Origin of the sequence: Romboutsia sp. 1001713B170207_170306_H8 (assembly GCF_015550495.1) — a bacterium.
Taxonomy (GTDB): domain Bacteria; phylum Bacillota; class Clostridia; order Peptostreptococcales; family Peptostreptococcaceae; genus Romboutsia_E.
On the sequence record NZ_JADNAX010000006.1, the window covers coordinates 70,190 to 86,031 of the forward strand.

Annotated in this window: 16 protein-coding genes; 1 reads left to right on the forward strand and 15 read right to left on the reverse strand. The window is 28.1% G+C overall.

Annotation, left to right across the window (positions count from 1 at the left end; genetic code table 11):
• Positions 1–3: 3 nt before the first annotated feature.
• The 3 genes from mutS to I2A66_RS12295 all read right to left on the reverse strand — a co-directional run bounded on the left by mutS (position 4) and on the right by I2A66_RS12295 (position 3,928).
• Positions 4–2,841, reverse strand: a complete 2,838-nt coding sequence (gene mutS, locus I2A66_RS12285) for a DNA mismatch repair protein MutS (protein WP_122640333.1) — start codon at positions 2,839–2,841, stop codon at positions 4–6.
• A 105-nt stretch (positions 2,842–2,946) separates the two neighbouring features.
• A complete protein-coding gene (locus tag I2A66_RS12290) occupies positions 2,947–3,651 on the reverse strand; it encodes a hypothetical protein (RefSeq protein ID WP_122640334.1) in 705 nt (234 codons plus the stop codon).
• A 16-nt stretch (positions 3,652–3,667) separates the two neighbouring features.
• On the reverse strand, positions 3,668–3,928 hold the full coding sequence (locus I2A66_RS12295; RefSeq protein ID WP_122640335.1) for a hypothetical protein: 261 nt from the start codon (positions 3,926–3,928) through the stop codon (positions 3,668–3,670).
• Between the two features lie 501 nt (positions 3,929–4,429).
• Here I2A66_RS12295 and I2A66_RS12300 point away from each other — a divergent pair.
• Positions 4,430–5,485, forward strand: coding sequence for an NAD(P)H-dependent flavin oxidoreductase (locus I2A66_RS12300; protein ID WP_195251753.1), 1,056 nt, complete (start codon positions 4,430–4,432; stop codon positions 5,483–5,485).
• 97 nt (positions 5,486–5,582) lie between these two features.
• Here the strand turns inward: I2A66_RS12300 and I2A66_RS12305 are convergent, their stop codons facing one another.
• The 12 genes from I2A66_RS12305 to I2A66_RS12360 form a co-directional block, all read right to left on the reverse strand.
• Positions 5,583–6,038 carry a MarR family winged helix-turn-helix transcriptional regulator gene (locus I2A66_RS12305; RefSeq protein WP_122640337.1) on the reverse strand — a complete coding sequence of 152 codons (456 nt, stop codon included), beginning with the start codon at positions 6,036–6,038 and terminating at the stop codon, positions 5,583–5,585.
• 108 nt (positions 6,039–6,146) lie between these two features.
• On the reverse strand, positions 6,147–6,956 hold the full coding sequence (locus I2A66_RS12310; RefSeq protein ID WP_122640338.1) for an acetyl-CoA carboxylase carboxyltransferase subunit alpha: 810 nt from the start codon (positions 6,954–6,956) through the stop codon (positions 6,147–6,149).
• Entirely contained in the window at positions 6,946–7,818 is an 873-nt protein-coding gene (gene accD / locus I2A66_RS12315; protein WP_147516012.1) for an acetyl-CoA carboxylase, carboxyltransferase subunit beta, read from the reverse strand. The genes I2A66_RS12310 and accD overlap by 11 nt, the downstream gene beginning before the upstream one ends.
• Positions 7,811–9,163, reverse strand: a complete 1,353-nt coding sequence (locus I2A66_RS12320) for an acetyl-CoA carboxylase biotin carboxylase subunit (protein WP_195251754.1) — start codon at positions 9,161–9,163, stop codon at positions 7,811–7,813. Before I2A66_RS12320 ends, accD begins: the two co-directional genes overlap by 8 nt.
• Before the next feature lie 9 nt (positions 9,164–9,172).
• Positions 9,173–9,595, reverse strand: a complete 423-nt coding sequence (fabZ, locus tag I2A66_RS12325) for a 3-hydroxyacyl-ACP dehydratase FabZ (RefSeq protein ID WP_122640341.1) — start codon at positions 9,593–9,595, stop codon at positions 9,173–9,175.
• Positions 9,596–10,114 (reverse strand): acetyl-CoA carboxylase biotin carboxyl carrier protein, encoded by a 519-nt coding sequence (accB, locus tag I2A66_RS12330; protein ID WP_122640342.1) that lies wholly within the window; start codon positions 10,112–10,114, stop codon positions 9,596–9,598.
• Between the two features lie 12 nt (positions 10,115–10,126).
• Positions 10,127–11,362, reverse strand: coding sequence for a beta-ketoacyl-ACP synthase II (gene fabF / locus I2A66_RS12335; RefSeq protein WP_147516010.1), 1,236 nt, complete (start codon positions 11,360–11,362; stop codon positions 10,127–10,129).
• Between the two features lie 9 nt (positions 11,363–11,371).
• Positions 11,372–12,112: a 3-oxoacyl-[acyl-carrier-protein] reductase gene (gene fabG / locus I2A66_RS12340; RefSeq protein WP_122640344.1), complete on the reverse strand. Its 741-nt coding sequence runs from the start codon at positions 12,110–12,112 to the stop codon at positions 11,372–11,374.
• Between the two features lie 23 nt (positions 12,113–12,135).
• Positions 12,136–13,086 (reverse strand): ACP S-malonyltransferase, encoded by a 951-nt coding sequence (gene fabD / locus I2A66_RS12345; RefSeq protein ID WP_122640345.1) that lies wholly within the window; start codon positions 13,084–13,086, stop codon positions 12,136–12,138.
• Entirely contained in the window at positions 13,083–14,012 is a 930-nt protein-coding gene (fabK, locus tag I2A66_RS12350; protein ID WP_122640346.1) for an enoyl-[acyl-carrier-protein] reductase FabK, read from the reverse strand. The genes fabD and fabK overlap by 4 nt, the downstream gene beginning before the upstream one ends.
• Positions 14,013–14,036: 24 nt before the next feature.
• The gene (locus I2A66_RS12355; protein WP_122640347.1) at positions 14,037–14,273 is read right to left on the reverse strand and encodes an acyl carrier protein; all 237 of its coding nucleotides are present in this window, start codon (positions 14,271–14,273) and stop codon (positions 14,037–14,039) included.
• Between the two features lie 94 nt (positions 14,274–14,367).
• Positions 14,368–15,345 (reverse strand): beta-ketoacyl-ACP synthase III, encoded by a 978-nt coding sequence (locus I2A66_RS12360; RefSeq protein WP_147516008.1) that lies wholly within the window; start codon positions 15,343–15,345, stop codon positions 14,368–14,370.
• Positions 15,346–15,842 lie beyond the last annotated feature (497 nt).

Sequence of the window (15,842 nt, forward strand, 5' to 3'; positions counted from 1 at the left end):
AGGTTATTTTTTCTCTTTTGCTTTTTTCTGAAGATTAAATAAAGCATTCATAGCATCTATTGGAGTCATAGATAATATATCTAAGCTAAGTATTTCATCTGATAAGTTATTATCATTTATAGTATCAAATGATATTTGAGTTACTGCACTTTCTTTTACAACTTCACTTTCTATAGAATTACTTAACTCTTTGTAGTCCTTATTTAACTTATCAAAATCTTTTTTTACATTCTTATAATCCTTAACTAACTCAATATGTTCCTTCTTTAATGTTTCATACTCATTCTTAAAGTTATTTGAAGTTAACTTTTCTATTTCTTCTTGTAATTGGTTTATTCTGCTAGTATCAGTATCTTTAATAGAATTATATTTGTTGATAATATCTAAGTTTTCACTTTTGTTTAAAGCTACACTATTATTTATATGATTTTTTTCTAAATCACTTAGTATTTCTTTAGACCTATTTATAACTTCCTTAGGAAGCTTAGCAAGCTGCGCTACATAAATACCATAACTTTTATCTGCACCTTGTGGTATTATTTTTCTTAAAAATACTATTCCTTCATTATCTTCTTTAACTGCTATAGAGTAATTTTTAACTTCACTGAATTCATTTTCTAAATCAGTTAACTCATGATAATGAGTTGCAAAAAGTGTTTTACACTTAATTTCCTTTTGAATATATTCAACTATTGACCATGCTAAACTTATACCATCATAAGTACTAGTCCCTCTACCTATTTCATCAAGGATTACTAAACTCTTATCAGTAGCATTTTTTAATATATGTGATACCTCACTCATTTCAACCATAAATGTAGATTGACCTTGAGACAAATCATCACTAGCTCCAACTCTTGTAAATATTCTATCACAAATAGGTATATTAGCATATTCAGCAGGGACAAATGAACCTATATGAGCCATTAATGTAATTATTGCAGTTTGTCTCATATAAGTAGATTTACCAGCCATATTGGGTCCAGTTATAATATTTATTATATTTTCTCCACTATTTAAATAAGTATCATTAGGAACAAAGTTTTCTTCTCCTACTATACTTTCTATAACAGGATGGCGCCCATTTTTTATATCTAATTTATTATCTTCATTTATACATGGTTTTACATAGTTATTCATATAGGCTACTGTAGCAAAAGATACAAACACATCTATATTTGCTATTATTTTTGCTACTTTTTGTATTCTATCTATATTTTTATATATAGTTTCTCTTATATTAACAAATATTTCATATTCTAATGTTTTTATTTTTTCTTCTGCATTAAGTATTTTATCTTCTATTTCTTTTAATTCTGATGTTATAAATCTCTCTGCATTACTTAAAGTTTGCTTTCTTATATATCCATCATCGATATTTGCAGTACTTAGATTTGCTTTAGTTATTTCTATAAAATATCCAAATACTTTATTAAATCCTATTTTTAAAGACTTAACACCTGTTTTTTCTCTTTCACGATTTTCTATTTCTTTTATCATGAAAGCTCCATTTTTAGAAATATCTCTAAGTTCCTTTAATTCATCATTAAATTCAGATTTTATTATATTTCCATCTTTTATAGTTATACTTGGATCTTCTTTTATAGCATCTTCTATTAAACTATAAATATCATTTAAATCATCCATACTGTCTATATATTTTTTTAGTATTTCTGCACTTGATGATTTTATTATATTGTTTAATTCAGGTAGTTTTTCTATAGAATTTTTTAAATGTATCATTTCCTTTGGAGTTACTTTTTCAAATGCAATTTTTCCGCATATTCTTTCTATGTCATATACATTTTTAAGTATCTCGTTTAAGTCTTCTCTTAACATAAAGTCATCTTTTATTTCTTCTATAACATTAAGACGTCTTTCTATTCTTTTTTTGTTTACTAATGGCTCTTCTACATATTTTCTAAGAAGTCTTCCTCCCATAGCAGTAGAGGTCTTATCTAATACATGAAGTAATGACCCTTTTTTCTTGCTTCCTCTTATGGTTTGAGTAAGTTCTAGGTTATTTCTAGTAAACATATCAAGCACCATATACTCACTTGAATTATATATATTAATATTATTAATATTTGAAGTAACTTGTTTTTGCGTATTATAAATATAATTTAAAAGTATACATAAACTTGTTTTTATTAAACTGTTATCATCAAATTTTAATTTACTTAAATATTCTTCACTAAAATACTGATTTAGTATATTTGTGTCTAAATATTTTTCCTCAAAATTCTCATTTATATATATATTGCCTATAGTAGCTATATTCTTTAATTCATCCATAAAACTTAAATCATTTAGTATTATTTCTGTTGGGTGAATTTTTGCTATTTCTTCTACTACTTTATCTTTACTTAAATAAGTGGCATTTGTTTCTCCTGTACTTATATCAACATAAGTTAAACCTATGTTATGATTTACCTTATATAATGAAAGTAAATAGTTATTCTTTTTATTTTCTAGTAAGCTTCCTTCAAGTACTGTACCAGGAGTTACTACTCTTATTACATCTCTTTTTACTATTCCTTTTACTGTAGCAGGATCTTCAAGCTGTTCACCTATAGCTACCTTGTAACCATTTTCTACTAACTTAGATATATATGAATTTGCAGAATGGAAAGGTATACCGCACATAGGTGCTCTTTCTTCTAATCCGCAAGACTTTCCTGTTAATGCTATTTCTAATGTTTTTGAAGCCACTATAGCATCTTCAAAAAACATTTCATAGAAATCTCCTAGTCTGAAGAATAATATACAATCGGGGTATTTATCCTTACATTCAAAGTATTGTTTCATCATAGGAGTTAATTTACTTCTGTCTATTTGCATGTTTTGACCTCCTTTGTATCTAAATTATTATTATATCATAATGAAGAATTATTATTAAGATGTTTAATATTAAAAAGCCCACTATATGTGAGCTTTAAAACTACTTTATTTTTTTAATAAATTGTCTATTGGCATGCATTTATCTAAATAATACCACTTACATTGTGTATCTATAAGCTTTGCATACTCTTTTTTCTTATCATATCCATCTGACTTTTTAGTATAGAATCTAAATTCTTTTTTGCCATTTTTATTTATAATAGTTTCATATCTAAGATCTTTAATAAACTTAGATTCTAAATAACCAAATATTTGAACTTCTTCTATATTATATAGGTCTTTAACTAAATGTCTATTTATATTATCTCTCTTATTAACCATTTCCATATTTAAATGAACACCTATATAGTAATCTTTATGATTATTAGAAAACTCACTCTTATCTATTATAAGTCTTGTGTGAATTTCTTTTGCTATTGCAGTTTTTATACCTATATTATTAGATGATAATAATTTGTAGTCTATCCCTTTATAAATTAAATAGTTTATAACTCCACACTCAGCTATCTTTTCTATAAATAATCTTTGCTTTCCAACTTCTTTTTTTAGCTGGTCATCTTTTATATCTTTAGGAACTAATTTTTTATAATAATCTGATGAGTTCACACTTTCCTCAGCAAATTTAATACACTCTTCTACTTGGTGTTTTGTTACTGTAACAGATTTAGTAATTTGCTTATCAAATTTTTGCTTTATTGCTATATCTTTTACAAATATTTCATACTTATTATTTGGCGTTATATAATTCATTGTCTAATTTCTCCTATTACTTTATAACTTTTTTAGGTCTTAAATCTGATTGACTTAAGTGCCTTCTTATTATATATGAAGTCCCATCTTTTTTAAATTCAGCTTCATATGAATATCCATACTTTTCTATTTCATAAAAGTCGAGTATCTTAACAGCATATCCAGACTTTAAAGATATGTTTTTAGTATAAGTATCACTACCATCAACATGTACTTTTATTCTTCTATCTTTAGCAAGGTATGCTATATCATTTATATCAAATTCTCTTTTTATCATGATTTCTCCTTATGTTTTACAACAAGTTGTGTCATTATATTATACATCTAAATTAATATAAAAGCTAATAATTATATTTTTCGATTTTTTACCTAAAAAAGAAGTATCCTATAAATTTGTAGGATACTTCTTTTTTTATACTATTCATCTGATTTAATCGATTGTTTTCTTTACTGTTATTATACATACTAATGTAAGAGAAATACACGATACCCCCATAAAAATCCATGCTATTGTTGTCATAACTACATCTCCTTTTTAATTAAAATTTGTCTAATATTTTATATTTAAGAAAACATTCGCTATATTTATCTTATGTCATAATTAATATATTCATTTTTATGTAAGATATTGTTTAATTTATAAATTATTATATATTTTGATTATTATATATTTTGATATTCATATATATTTACTGAAAATATATTGAATTTGTAGTATAATAATACTTATCTTAGTTAATTTTAAATTTTAATTTCTTTCATTCTTAGGAGGAAATTTATGAAACAATTAGTTATTGGAGATTTAATTGCAAATGTACCTGTAATACAAGGTGGTATGGGTATAGGAATATCACGCTCATCTTTAGCTTCAGCAGTTAGTAATGCCGGTGGTATAGGAGTTATATCTGGCGTAAATATTGGATATGATGAATATGATTTTGAAAATAATACTTTAAAGGCTAACCTAAGAGCTTTAAAAAAACATATTCAAATCGCTAAGGAAAAATCTAATAATGGTATTATTGGAGTTAATTTAATGGTTGCCATGAGCTACTATGAAGAGCATGTAAAATCCGCTGTAGAATCTAAATGTGATTTAATAATTTCTGGAGCTGGTCTTCCTTTAAAGTTGCCTAGCTTAGTAAAAAATTCTAAAACAAAAATAGCTCCAATAGTGTCATCATCAAAAGCTGCTAATCTAATATTAAAAATATGGGATAAAAAAGACAATACTACAGCTGACTTAATAATAGTTGAAGGACCTAAAGCTGGAGGTCATCTAGGCTTTAGTAATGATGAATTAAATGATATAAATTCTATTAATTATGATGATGATTTTAAAAATATTTTAAATATCGTAAAAAATTATGAGAAAAAATATAATAAAAAAATACCAGTAATAGCAGCAGGAGGAATTTCTTCTAGCCATGATGTGAAAAAATATTTAGATTTAGGAGCTAGTGGTGTTCAAGTTGGAACTAGATTTGTTCCCACATATGAATGTGATGCACACGAAAACTTTAAAAGTATATATATCAATTCAAAAAAAGAAGATATAAAAATCGTTAAAAGTCCAGTGGGTCTTCCAGGGAGAGCTATAAAAAACAAATTCTTAGATTCTATAACTTTATCAAGACCTAATATTCGTAAATGCTATAATTGTTTAGTTCCTTGTAACCCTAAAAGTACACCTTACTGTATTTCAGCAGCTTTAATTAATGCAGTAAAAGGAGATATAGACAATGCTTTACTATTTTGTGGTGCTGATGCTTATAAAATAAATGAAGTAAAATCTGTAAAAGAAGTCATAAATGAATTGGTTTCTGAATTATAGATTATAAAAGTAAAAGCTATCTTACTTATATTATTTAAATAATCAATTAGTAAGATAGCTTTTATTTTATTATAATTTTTTATAATAAAAAAGCCTCCTATTGGAAGCTCTCATATTTTCTCTCAAAAAATCTAGTTGCTTTGCCTAAAGCTTTAGTTAAAACACCTAACTCAGATTCATCAAAATTTTCAAGTATTTCATCAATCATTTCCTTATGGAAAACACCATGAGCATCAAAAACCATTTTACCTGCATCTGTTAAACTTACAAGAACAACTCTTCTATCTTCTTCTATTCTTTTTCTTTCTACATAACCTTTTTTTATTAATCTATTTATAGCCGTAGTAAGTGTACCCACAGTTATTCTTAAATCGTGTGCTATTTCACCCATAGTTCTATTACCTTCAGTTCCAATAGCTTCTATTGTATGAATTTCTGTTATTGATAAATTTGTAAACTCTGTTCTTTTCATAGCTTTTTCTTCGATATGTAATATATCATTAAATAATTGTACCAATAATGTGTTTAAAATTTCTTCTGTTGTATTATTCATAGTATCCGCTCTCCATATTTCTTATTCTAAATGTATTATAATAAATTTTTTATATAAATTCAATTGGTACTATGGTAACATTTTCAAATTATAGTCATTATTATAATATCATAATTTATAATCTCCTATTTTTCTAAACTTATTATACCTATTTAGGACTAATTCATCAACATCAGTATTTAAAAGCTCTTCTAAATCTTTAATTATATAATCTTTTATATAATATGCAGATTTTTTTGGATCTTCTTGTGCTCCATTTTCTGGTTCCTTAATAATATCATCTATAATATCAAATGCTTTCAAATCATCAGAGGTTATTTTCATTGTCAGTGCAGCTTTTTTCGATTTAGTAACGTCTTTCCAAAGTATAGAAGCAAATCCTTCTGGTGATAAAATTGAATATATAGCATTTTCCATCATATATACTTTATCTCCTAATGCAAGAGCTAATGCTCCACCGCTTCCTCCTTCACCTATTATAATAGATATTATAGGCGTTTTCAAATTGCTCATTTCCATTAAGTTTTGAGCAATAGCATACCCTTGACCTCTTTCTTCTGCTTCTATTCCACAAAACGCTCCTGGAGTATCAACAAAGCAAATTACAGGCCTTTTAAATTTTTCAGCTTGTTTCATTAATCTAAGGGCTTTTTTGTATCCTTCGGGATGTACCATTCCAAAATTAGTATCTATATTTTCTTTTGTAGTTTTACCTTTATTTATACCAATTACAGTAACATTTATACTATTTATGCTTCCTATACCTGCAACTATTGCTTTATCATCTCTAAATGATCTATCTCCATGAAGTTCTATAAATTCATCAAATATATTTTCTATATAGAATCTAGAGTTTGGTCTATCCTTATGCCTAGCAATATTAACCTTATCCCATATTATATTTTCACTATTTTGCATACTCAGCCACCTCATGTAAATTTAATATTCTAGATAAATAGTTTCTTAAATCTTTTCTTTTAACAATTGAATCTATAAAGCCTTTTTCTAATGCAAATTCTGCACTTTGAAAACTCTCAGGTAATTTTTCATTTATTGTATTTTCTATTACCCTTCTTCCGGCAAAACCTATCACTGCATTTGGCTCACTTAGAATTATATCTCCCTGCATAGCAAAACTTGCACTAACTCCACCTGTTGTTGGATTTGTTATTATACTAATATACAATAAACCCTCTTTATCATGTCTTGCTATTGCAGCTGAAGTTTTAGCCATTTGCATAAGAGAAAATATGCCTTCTTGCATTCTAGCTCCACCTGATGTTGTAAATATAATAAGAGGTAGTTTATTTTCATTAGAATATTCTATAATCCTAGTTATTTTTTCTCCTACTGCACATCCCATGCTTCCCATCATAAAATTATTATCCATAACTGCAGTTGCAACTTTAATATCATCTATCTCTCCTACTCCAGTTATTACAGCTTCATTTAAATCAGATTTTTCTTTATTTAACTTTAGTTTTTCTTCATATCCTTCGAAATTCAAAGGATTTTTAGATTCTATATCATAAAAAAATTCTACAAAGCTATCTTCATCAAAAATTTGATTTATTCTTGTTCTTGCAGAGATATTAAAATGATGACCACATCCTATACATACATTATGATTTTTTTCTAAATCTTCTTTATATAATATATTTTTACATTTAGGACAATTAGTCCATTTTCCATTAGGTATGTTAGGAAGAGAAGATGATTCATCTAAATTTCTAGTATTAACTGTAACATATTCTCTTTTTCTAAATAAATTCTTAAGCATTGCTATTCACCAACTTATCTTCTATAAATGATGTATTATAATTTCCATCTATAAAATCATCATGTTCAAGTATTTCATATTGGAAATCAATATTTGTTGTAACACCACCTATTGCAAATTCATCTAAGGCTCTTTTCATCTTTATTATTGCATCTTCTCTATTATCTGAAAAAGTAATAAGCTTACCTATCATAGAGTCATAATATGGAGGTATCTCATATCCACAATATATAGCACTATCAACTCTTACACCAAGACCTGAAGGTATATATAGTTCTGTGATTTTGCCTGGACATGGTCTAAAGTTATTATTAGGGTCCTCAGCATTAATTCTACATTCTATTGCATGACCAGATATTTTAATATCTTCTTGTTTTATATCTAAATTCATACCAGAGGCTATCTTTAACTGTTCTTTTACTATATCTATATTTGTTACCATTTCAGTTATTGGATGTTCTACTTGAATTCTTGTATTCATTTCCATAAAATAAAATTCACCATTATTATCTACTAAGAATTCAATAGTCCCTGCATTTTTATAATTTACAGTTCTAGCAGCTTTAATAGCAACCTCACCCATTTTTTCTCTTAAGTTTTCATCTAAAAAACATGATGGAGCTTCCTCTAGTACTTTTTGGTTGTTTCTTTGAAGTGAACACTCTCTTTCCCCTAAATGTACTATATTACCATATTCATCAGCCAGTATTTGAAACTCTATATGCCTTGGATTTTCTATATACTTTTCAATATAAACTTTATCTTCACCAAAGCATGCTTTTGATTCTAACTTAGCAGCTTCAAAATTATGTTTAAACTCTTTAGAGTCTCTAACTATCCTTATACCTTTTCCACCACCTCCAGCAGCCGCTTTTATCATTAAAGGAAACCCTATATTATTAGCTAAGTCTATTGCATGTTCATACGAAGTTATTTCACCTTCATATCCTGGTACAACTGGAATATTTGAATTTTTCATAATCTCTCTAGCTCTTGCCTTATCACCCATCAATTCAATAATCTCATAATCTGGTCCAATAAATTTTATGTTACATTCTTTACACATTTTAGCGAATTTTGGATTTTCTGATAAAAATCCAAAACCGGGATGTATACCTTCACATCCCGTCAAAACACATGCGCTTAATATATTTGTCATATTTAAATAGCTATCCTTACTAAGAGGTCCTCCTACACAAACAGCTTCATCTGCCATTTGAGCATGAAGTGCATCTTTATCCCCTTCAGAATAAATTGCTACAGTACTTATATTAAGCTCTCTACAAGCTCTAATTATTCTAACTGCAATTTCACCTCTGTTAGCTATAAGTATTTTCTTTAACATAAATATCACCTACCCAATAGCAAACATTATCTCGCCTTCGCAAACTAAATTACCATTTACAGTTGCTTTACCTTTTCCAACACCTATATTACCTTTTAATCTTATTATTTCTATTTCTAAATCAAGTTTATCACCAGGTATTACCTGCCTTTTCCATCGTACTTTATCAGCTCCAACTAAAAATCCTATTTTTCCTTTAAAACTATCCATAGAAAGTATACATATAGCTCCCATTTGAGCCAATGCCTCTAATATTAGTACACCAGGCATTACTGGATATTCAGGGAAATGACCATTAAAAAAATTTTCATTTATAGTTACATTTTTGTATCCTTTTGCACTTTTACCTTCAACTACTTCTTCAACTCGATCTATCATAAAAAAAGGATATCTATGTGGCAAAATATCTTTTATTTCTTTTATATTTAGCATTTATACTCTCCTTACCTTAAACAATGAATCTCCATACTGTACCATTTCTCCATTTTTACCTAGTACACTTACTATCTCGCAATCATATTCTGCACTAATTTCATTCATTAACTTCATAGCTTCAACTATACAAATAACATCACCTTTATTTACTCTTTGCCCAACACTTACAAATGGATTATCTTCTGGAGACATGGCCTCATAAAATGTACCTACTATTGGTGACTTTATAAATTCAAAACTTTCCTTAGAGTCTGTAATTTTAAGACTATCTTTATTAGAAATATTTAACCCATCATCAATAAGTCCCATTTCTCTAATTTCTATTCCTTCACTTAAATCTGTTATAGCTAATCTATTTATGCTTTTAGCATCTATTCCATCTATACTATTTTGTATATAATTTCTAGTAATAGATTTATCTATCTTTATAAATTCTTTATCATCTTGCATTTCAAAATAAGATAAATCAGAATTATTTATTATATTAATAAGTTCTTTTACTTCATTAAAATTCATATTAGCCTCCAACTACTCCCATCTCTTAAATAATAAAGATGCATTATGACCTCCAAATCCTAAGGAGTTGTTTATTGTATACTTAACATCACATTCTCTTCCAACATTAGGTACATAGTCTAAATCTAGTTCCTCTTCGCTTTCAGTATAACCAATTGTTGGTGGTATAAATCCTTCTTGTAATGTTTTTATACAAGCTATTGACTCTACAGCTCCTGCAGCTCCAAGTAAGTGACCAGTCATAGATTTTATTGAAGATATAGGTATATTTTTTGCATCCACTCCGAATACTTTTTTTATTGCTCTAGTTTCGAATAAATCATTATATGGAGTAGATGTACCATGTGCATTTATATAAGAAACATCACTTGGACTTATTTTTCCTTCATTAATTGCATCCATCATAGCTCTTGATGCACTCTCTCCATTTGGATCTGGAGATGTTATATGATATGCATCACAAGTTGAACCATACCCAACTATTTCACATAATATATTTGCATTTCTTTTTAATGCATGATCTAAACTTTCCATTACTAATATACCTGCACCCTCTCCCATTACAAATCCACTTCTATTTTTATCAAATGGTGTTGATGCCTTTTCTGGTACATTACTAGAATTTAGAGCTCTCATATTATTGAAACCAGCTATAGCTATAGGAGTTATAGATGACTCACATCCTCCAGTTATCATTACATCAGCATAACCATGTTTTATATGTCTAAATGCATCTCCTATATTATTAGTTCCTGTTGCACAAGCAGTTACTGCTGATGTACAAGTACCTTTTGCTTCATATTTAATTGCAATATTAGCAGCTGCAGCATTTATTATTGTCATGGGTATATACATAGGTGATACTCTTTTCGGTCCTCTATTATATAATGCACTAAATTCATTCTCATGAGTATGGAACCCTCCAATACCAGAACCTACCATAACTCCAAGTCGATTTTTATCAATTTCATCTATATTAAGACCTGATTGTTTTATAGCCTCCTCACTTGCTATAAGTGCATACTGAGTAAACTTATCAAGTCGCCTACTTTCTTTTTTATCTAAATAATCTTCTACTTTTAAATTTTTAACTTCGCCAGCTATTTTCACATCTAAATTTTCAGTTTCTATAGACTTTATAAAATCTATACCTAATTTTCCATTTTTAGCATTTGACCAAAATTCACTTACATTGTTACCAATAGGAGTTATCGCACCTATTCCTGTTATTACTACTCTTTTACACATAATTTCCTCCTACATTGCCATTCCGCCATCAACGTGGATAACTTGACCTGTTATATAATTAGATTTGTCACTTCCTAAAAATACAGCTAAATTTGCAATATCTTCTACTTGACCTAATCTTTTAAGAGGTACTTGAGATATTATATTTTTCTTTTGATCATCACTTAGTACTCTAGTCATATCTGTGTCTATAAAACCTGGAGCTATAGCATTTACATTTATATTTTTACTTCCAATTTCACGAGCTAAAGATTTTGTCATACCGATAAGTCCAGCTTTTGAAGCTGAGTAATTTACTTGACCAGCATTTCCTATAACACCTACAACGGATGACATGTTTATTATTTTTCCTTCTTTTTGCTTTATCATTATTGGAGATACTGCTCTTAAACAGTTAAATGCTCCTTTTAAATTTACTTCTATTACACTATCAAAATCTTCTTCTTTCATTCTAATTAATAATGTATCTTTTGTTATACCTGCATTATTAACTAATATATCTATTTTTCCAAAAGCTCCTCTAGCTTCTTTTATTAATTTCTCTGCTTCTTCAAATTTACTAATATCTGCTTTGATTATCAAAGTATTAGATCCTAATTTATCTAATTCTTCTTTTAATTCAAGGGCTTCTTTATTACTATTTTTATAATTAAGTACTATGTTAGCACCTTCTTTAGCATACTTTAATGCTATGCTTCTACCAATACCTCTAGAAGCACCAGTTATTATTGCACATTTTCCTTTTAACATCTTACTCCTCCTATTAATGAACACTATAGATTTACTGTTTGTAATTTTAATTTATCTAGTGTTTCATTTAAAGACTGTATATCTTCTACATTATAAACATTAACACTTTTATCTATCTTTTTTACAAATCCACTTAGTATTTTACCTGGTCCCAGCTCTATAAAAGTATCTACTCCTTTATCTATTAAATCCCTTATACTTTTTTCAAAAAGTACTGAAGACATTATTTGCTTTCTTAATAATTCTTTTATATCATCACTTTTTTTATAAGGACATCCTTTTACATTAGAATAAACAACTTTTTTTAATTCTTTTATATCAACTTTTTTTAATTCTTCATAGAACTTATAACTAGCTTCTTTATAAATAGAACTATGAAATGGTCCACTTACCTTTAGTGGCATTGCAATACCTTTTAATTCTTTTGCTATTTTTACACTCGCTTTTATAGCATCATGTTCTCCTGAGATAACTACTTGCCCTGGACAATTATAATTAGCACCTTCTACTAAACCATACTCGCTAGCTTTCTTTATTAGCTCTTCAACTTTTTCTTCACTTAGCTTAAGTATAGCTGCCATTGTTCCTTTATCAGAACTAACTGATAAATCCATTATTTCAGCTCTTTTTTTAATAAGATTCATACCATCCTCAAAAGACAAGCATTCACCATAAATTAAGGCCCCGTACTCTCCTAATGATAAACCTAATGTATAATCAGCCTCCACTCCATTAAGTTCTAAAGCTTTTTGGCAAGCTAATGATGTAAGTAAAATTGCTGGCTGACTATTCTTAGTTTTTGTTAATTCATTTATAGGACCTTTAAAGATTAGCTCTTTAATAGGCATATCTAAAATTTCTTCACCTTTATCAAATATATATTTACATTCATCTATGTTATCGTATAAATCTTTCCCCATATTTATATACTGAGATCCTTGACCTGGAAAAAGAAATGCCGTCTTTTTTCTCATTGTACCCTCCTAAGGACTTCATCAAGTTCATTCATTAATTCATTTATAATTTCTTCACAACTTTGTTTTTTATTTATCATTCCAGCAATTTGTCCTGCCATTACGCTACCATTATCAACATCTCCATGTATAACTGCTTTTTGAAGAGCTCCTTTACCTAAAGCTTCTATTTCACTTATATCAGCATTAGATTTTTCCAGTTTACTATATTCTCTAGTAAGCTTATTTCTTAAAACTCTAACAGGATGAGATGTTGAGGTACCTGTAACCTCACTATCTATATCCCTTGCATTTAATACCTTTTCTTTATAATTATCATGAACTCTACATTCATCTGATACTAAAAATCTAGTCCCCATTTGAACTCCACTAGCCCCAAGCATAAAAGATGCTGCTATTCCTCTACCATCACCTATCCCTCCTGCTGCTATAACAGGAATATCTATAGCATCCACAACCTGTGGAACTAAACTCATAGTAGTTAGTTGGCCTATATGTCCGCCTGCTTCCATCCCTTCTACAATAACTGCATCTGCTTTGAATTTTTCCATTCTTTTAGCAATTGCTACAGAAGGGACAACAGGTATTACTTTTATATTATTTTTTTTCCAATCATCCATATACTTTCCAGGGCTTCCAGCACCAGTAGTTACAACGGCTACCTTTTCATCACATACGAGTTTAGCTATTTCATCAACATTCTTGCCCATTAACATTATATTCACACCAAATGGTTTATCAGTAAGTGATTTTGCTTTTTGAATTTCAGATCTTACATCTTCTACATTTCCAACGCCACTTATAATACCAAGTCCACCTGCTTCACTTACGGCTGCTGCTAGTGTAGCATCTGAAATCCATGCCATACCACCTTGAATTATTGGATATTTTATATTAAGTAATTCTGTTATCCTAGTATATTTCATAGGTCCTCCTGTAACTTTACTATCTTACGAATTTACTTTTTCTTTTTGCTTATCTTCTATGTAATTTACTACATCTTGAATACTTTTCATATTTTCTGGTGATTCAACTTCTATTCCAAACTGCTCTTCTATTTCTATTACTAATTGGAATGTATCTAATGAATCTATACCTAATGATTCAAATGTACTTTCTAAAGTTATTTCATCTCTTTCTATTGATAAGTTCTCTTCTATTATTGTTTGTAATTTTTCAAATATCATTTTATTATCCTCCATTGATTTAATTTAATTTTTACTTGATCTTAGTTATCTTAGTTAATTTTATAAATTTTAAATTTCCTTATTTTATTTTAAATTATATAGCCCAGTTTATTAGAGTTGCACCATATGTAAGCCCAGCTCCAAATCCAACTAATATAATTTTGTTACCTTTTTTTATTAGTTTTTTTTCCCACATTTCACTTAATGCAATTGGTATGGATGCTGCTGAAGTATTTCCATACTCTTCTATATTCATATAAAACTTATCTACTGAAACTTTTAATTTTTTAGCAGCATAATCAATAATTCTTACATTAGCTTGATGTGGTATTATATAATCAATATCATCTAAGTTTAAATTATTTTCATTTAAAACTTTATTAATTGAATTTACTATAGTAGATGTAGCAAATTTAAATACTTCATTTCCATTCATTTTTAATTTGGAACTTTTTATAACCTTATTTTCCACAAATGGACTATCTACATCATTACCTTCAATAGTTATACACTTATACTTTTCTCCTTCTGATTTACAAAAGGAACTGATTAAACCAACATTATCGCTTTTTGATAAAACCACGGCACCTGCTCCATCACCAAATAATACACATGTAGATCTATCTTCCCAGTCAACTGATTTTGAAAGATTTTCTGCACCTATAACAAGTGCATTATTATATCCATTTGATTTCATAAGAGATTTTGCAACATCTAATCCGTATATAAATCCAGAACATGCAGCACTTATATCAAAGGCTACTGAGTTATTAGCACCTATTATACTTTGTACTATACAAGCAGTAGATGGAGTATACATATCTGGAGTACAAGTTGCTACTACTATTAAATCAATGTCTATTGATCTTATATTTGCATTTTCTAAAGCCATTTTAGCTGCTTCAGATGCCATATATGATGTATCCTCACCTATAGATACGTGCCTTTGCTTTATACCAGTACGTGAGTATATCCATTCATCACTAGTTTCTATAATTTCACTAAGTTGGTCATTAGTGATTATTTTAGAAGGAGCATACTTTCCAACACCTCCTATTATTACCTCTTTCATAAAACTCTCCTTGTTATTTTGATTTGTATATATTTTGAAATTCAAGATATCTTATCAAAAAAAATAATCCAAAGTATTTTTAATAAATCGTTTTATTTCCTTTGATAATCAAACTATATTATATTCGAAATAAAAAGTCAACTACTTTTTCTATATAAATATTTTTAAATGGCATTTTTATAAAATATTTATAATCATTCTATATTCTTAATCCATTGCAAACACTATTTTATATAAAAATATATTAAACTATTTATGAAAAATTTAAAAATAATATTTGAGGGTACATATTTTTAATGTAACCTTACTTTTAAATAAAGACTATATATTAATTTTTTAGTAAAACTTATATATATCAATTATTATAAAATCAGCATATTTGCCTACTTCAATGATTCCAATTTCATTTTCTCTAAAAATCTGATAAGCCTGTCTATAAACCCTGGTAATATTACTTTTTCACCAGTATCTATTATCTTAATGTACTTATTTATATA

Bases quoted from the DNA above. Each gene is read 5' to 3' on its own strand.
- mutS (WP_122640333.1), bottom strand. From the start codon at position 2,841: ATGCAAATAGACAGAAGTAAATTAACTCCTATGATGAAACAATACTTT.
- I2A66_RS12290 (WP_122640334.1), bottom strand. From the start codon at position 3,651: ATGAATTATATAACGCCAAATAATAAGTATGAAATATTTGTAAAAGAT.
- I2A66_RS12295 (WP_122640335.1), bottom strand. From the start codon at position 3,928: ATGATAAAAAGAGAATTTGATATAAATGATATAGCATACCTTGCTAAA.
- I2A66_RS12300 (WP_195251753.1), top strand. From the start codon at position 4,430: ATGAAACAATTAGTTATTGGAGATTTAATTGCAAATGTACCTGTAATA.
- I2A66_RS12305 (WP_122640337.1), bottom strand. From the start codon at position 6,038: ATGAATAATACAACAGAAGAAATTTTAAACACATTATTGGTACAATTA.
- I2A66_RS12310 (WP_122640338.1), bottom strand. From the start codon at position 6,956: ATGCAAAATAGTGAAAATATAATATGGGATAAGGTTAATATTGCTAGG.
- accD (WP_147516012.1), bottom strand. From the start codon at position 7,818: ATGCTTAAGAATTTATTTAGAAAAAGAGAATATGTTACAGTTAATACT.
- I2A66_RS12320 (WP_195251754.1), bottom strand. From the start codon at position 9,163: ATGTTAAAGAAAATACTTATAGCTAACAGAGGTGAAATTGCAGTTAGA.
- fabZ (WP_122640341.1), bottom strand. From the start codon at position 9,595: ATGCTAAATATAAAAGAAATAAAAGATATTTTGCCACATAGATATCCT.
- accB (WP_122640342.1), bottom strand. From the start codon at position 10,114: ATGAATTTTAATGAAGTAAAAGAACTTATTAATATAATAAATAATTCT.
- fabF (WP_147516010.1), bottom strand. From the start codon at position 11,362: ATGTGTAAAAGAGTAGTAATAACAGGAATAGGTGCGATAACTCCTATT.
- fabG (WP_122640344.1), bottom strand. From the start codon at position 12,112: ATGTTAAAAGGAAAATGTGCAATAATAACTGGTGCTTCTAGAGGTATT.
- fabD (WP_122640345.1), bottom strand. From the start codon at position 13,086: ATGAGAAAAAAGACGGCATTTCTTTTTCCAGGTCAAGGATCTCAGTAT.
- fabK (WP_122640346.1), bottom strand. From the start codon at position 14,012: ATGAAATATACTAGGATAACAGAATTACTTAATATAAAATATCCAATA.
- I2A66_RS12355 (WP_122640347.1), bottom strand. From the start codon at position 14,273: ATGATATTTGAAAAATTACAAACAATAATAGAAGAGAACTTATCAATA.
- I2A66_RS12360 (WP_147516008.1), bottom strand. From the start codon at position 15,345: ATGAAAGAGGTAATAATAGGAGGTGTTGGAAAGTATGCTCCTTCTAAA.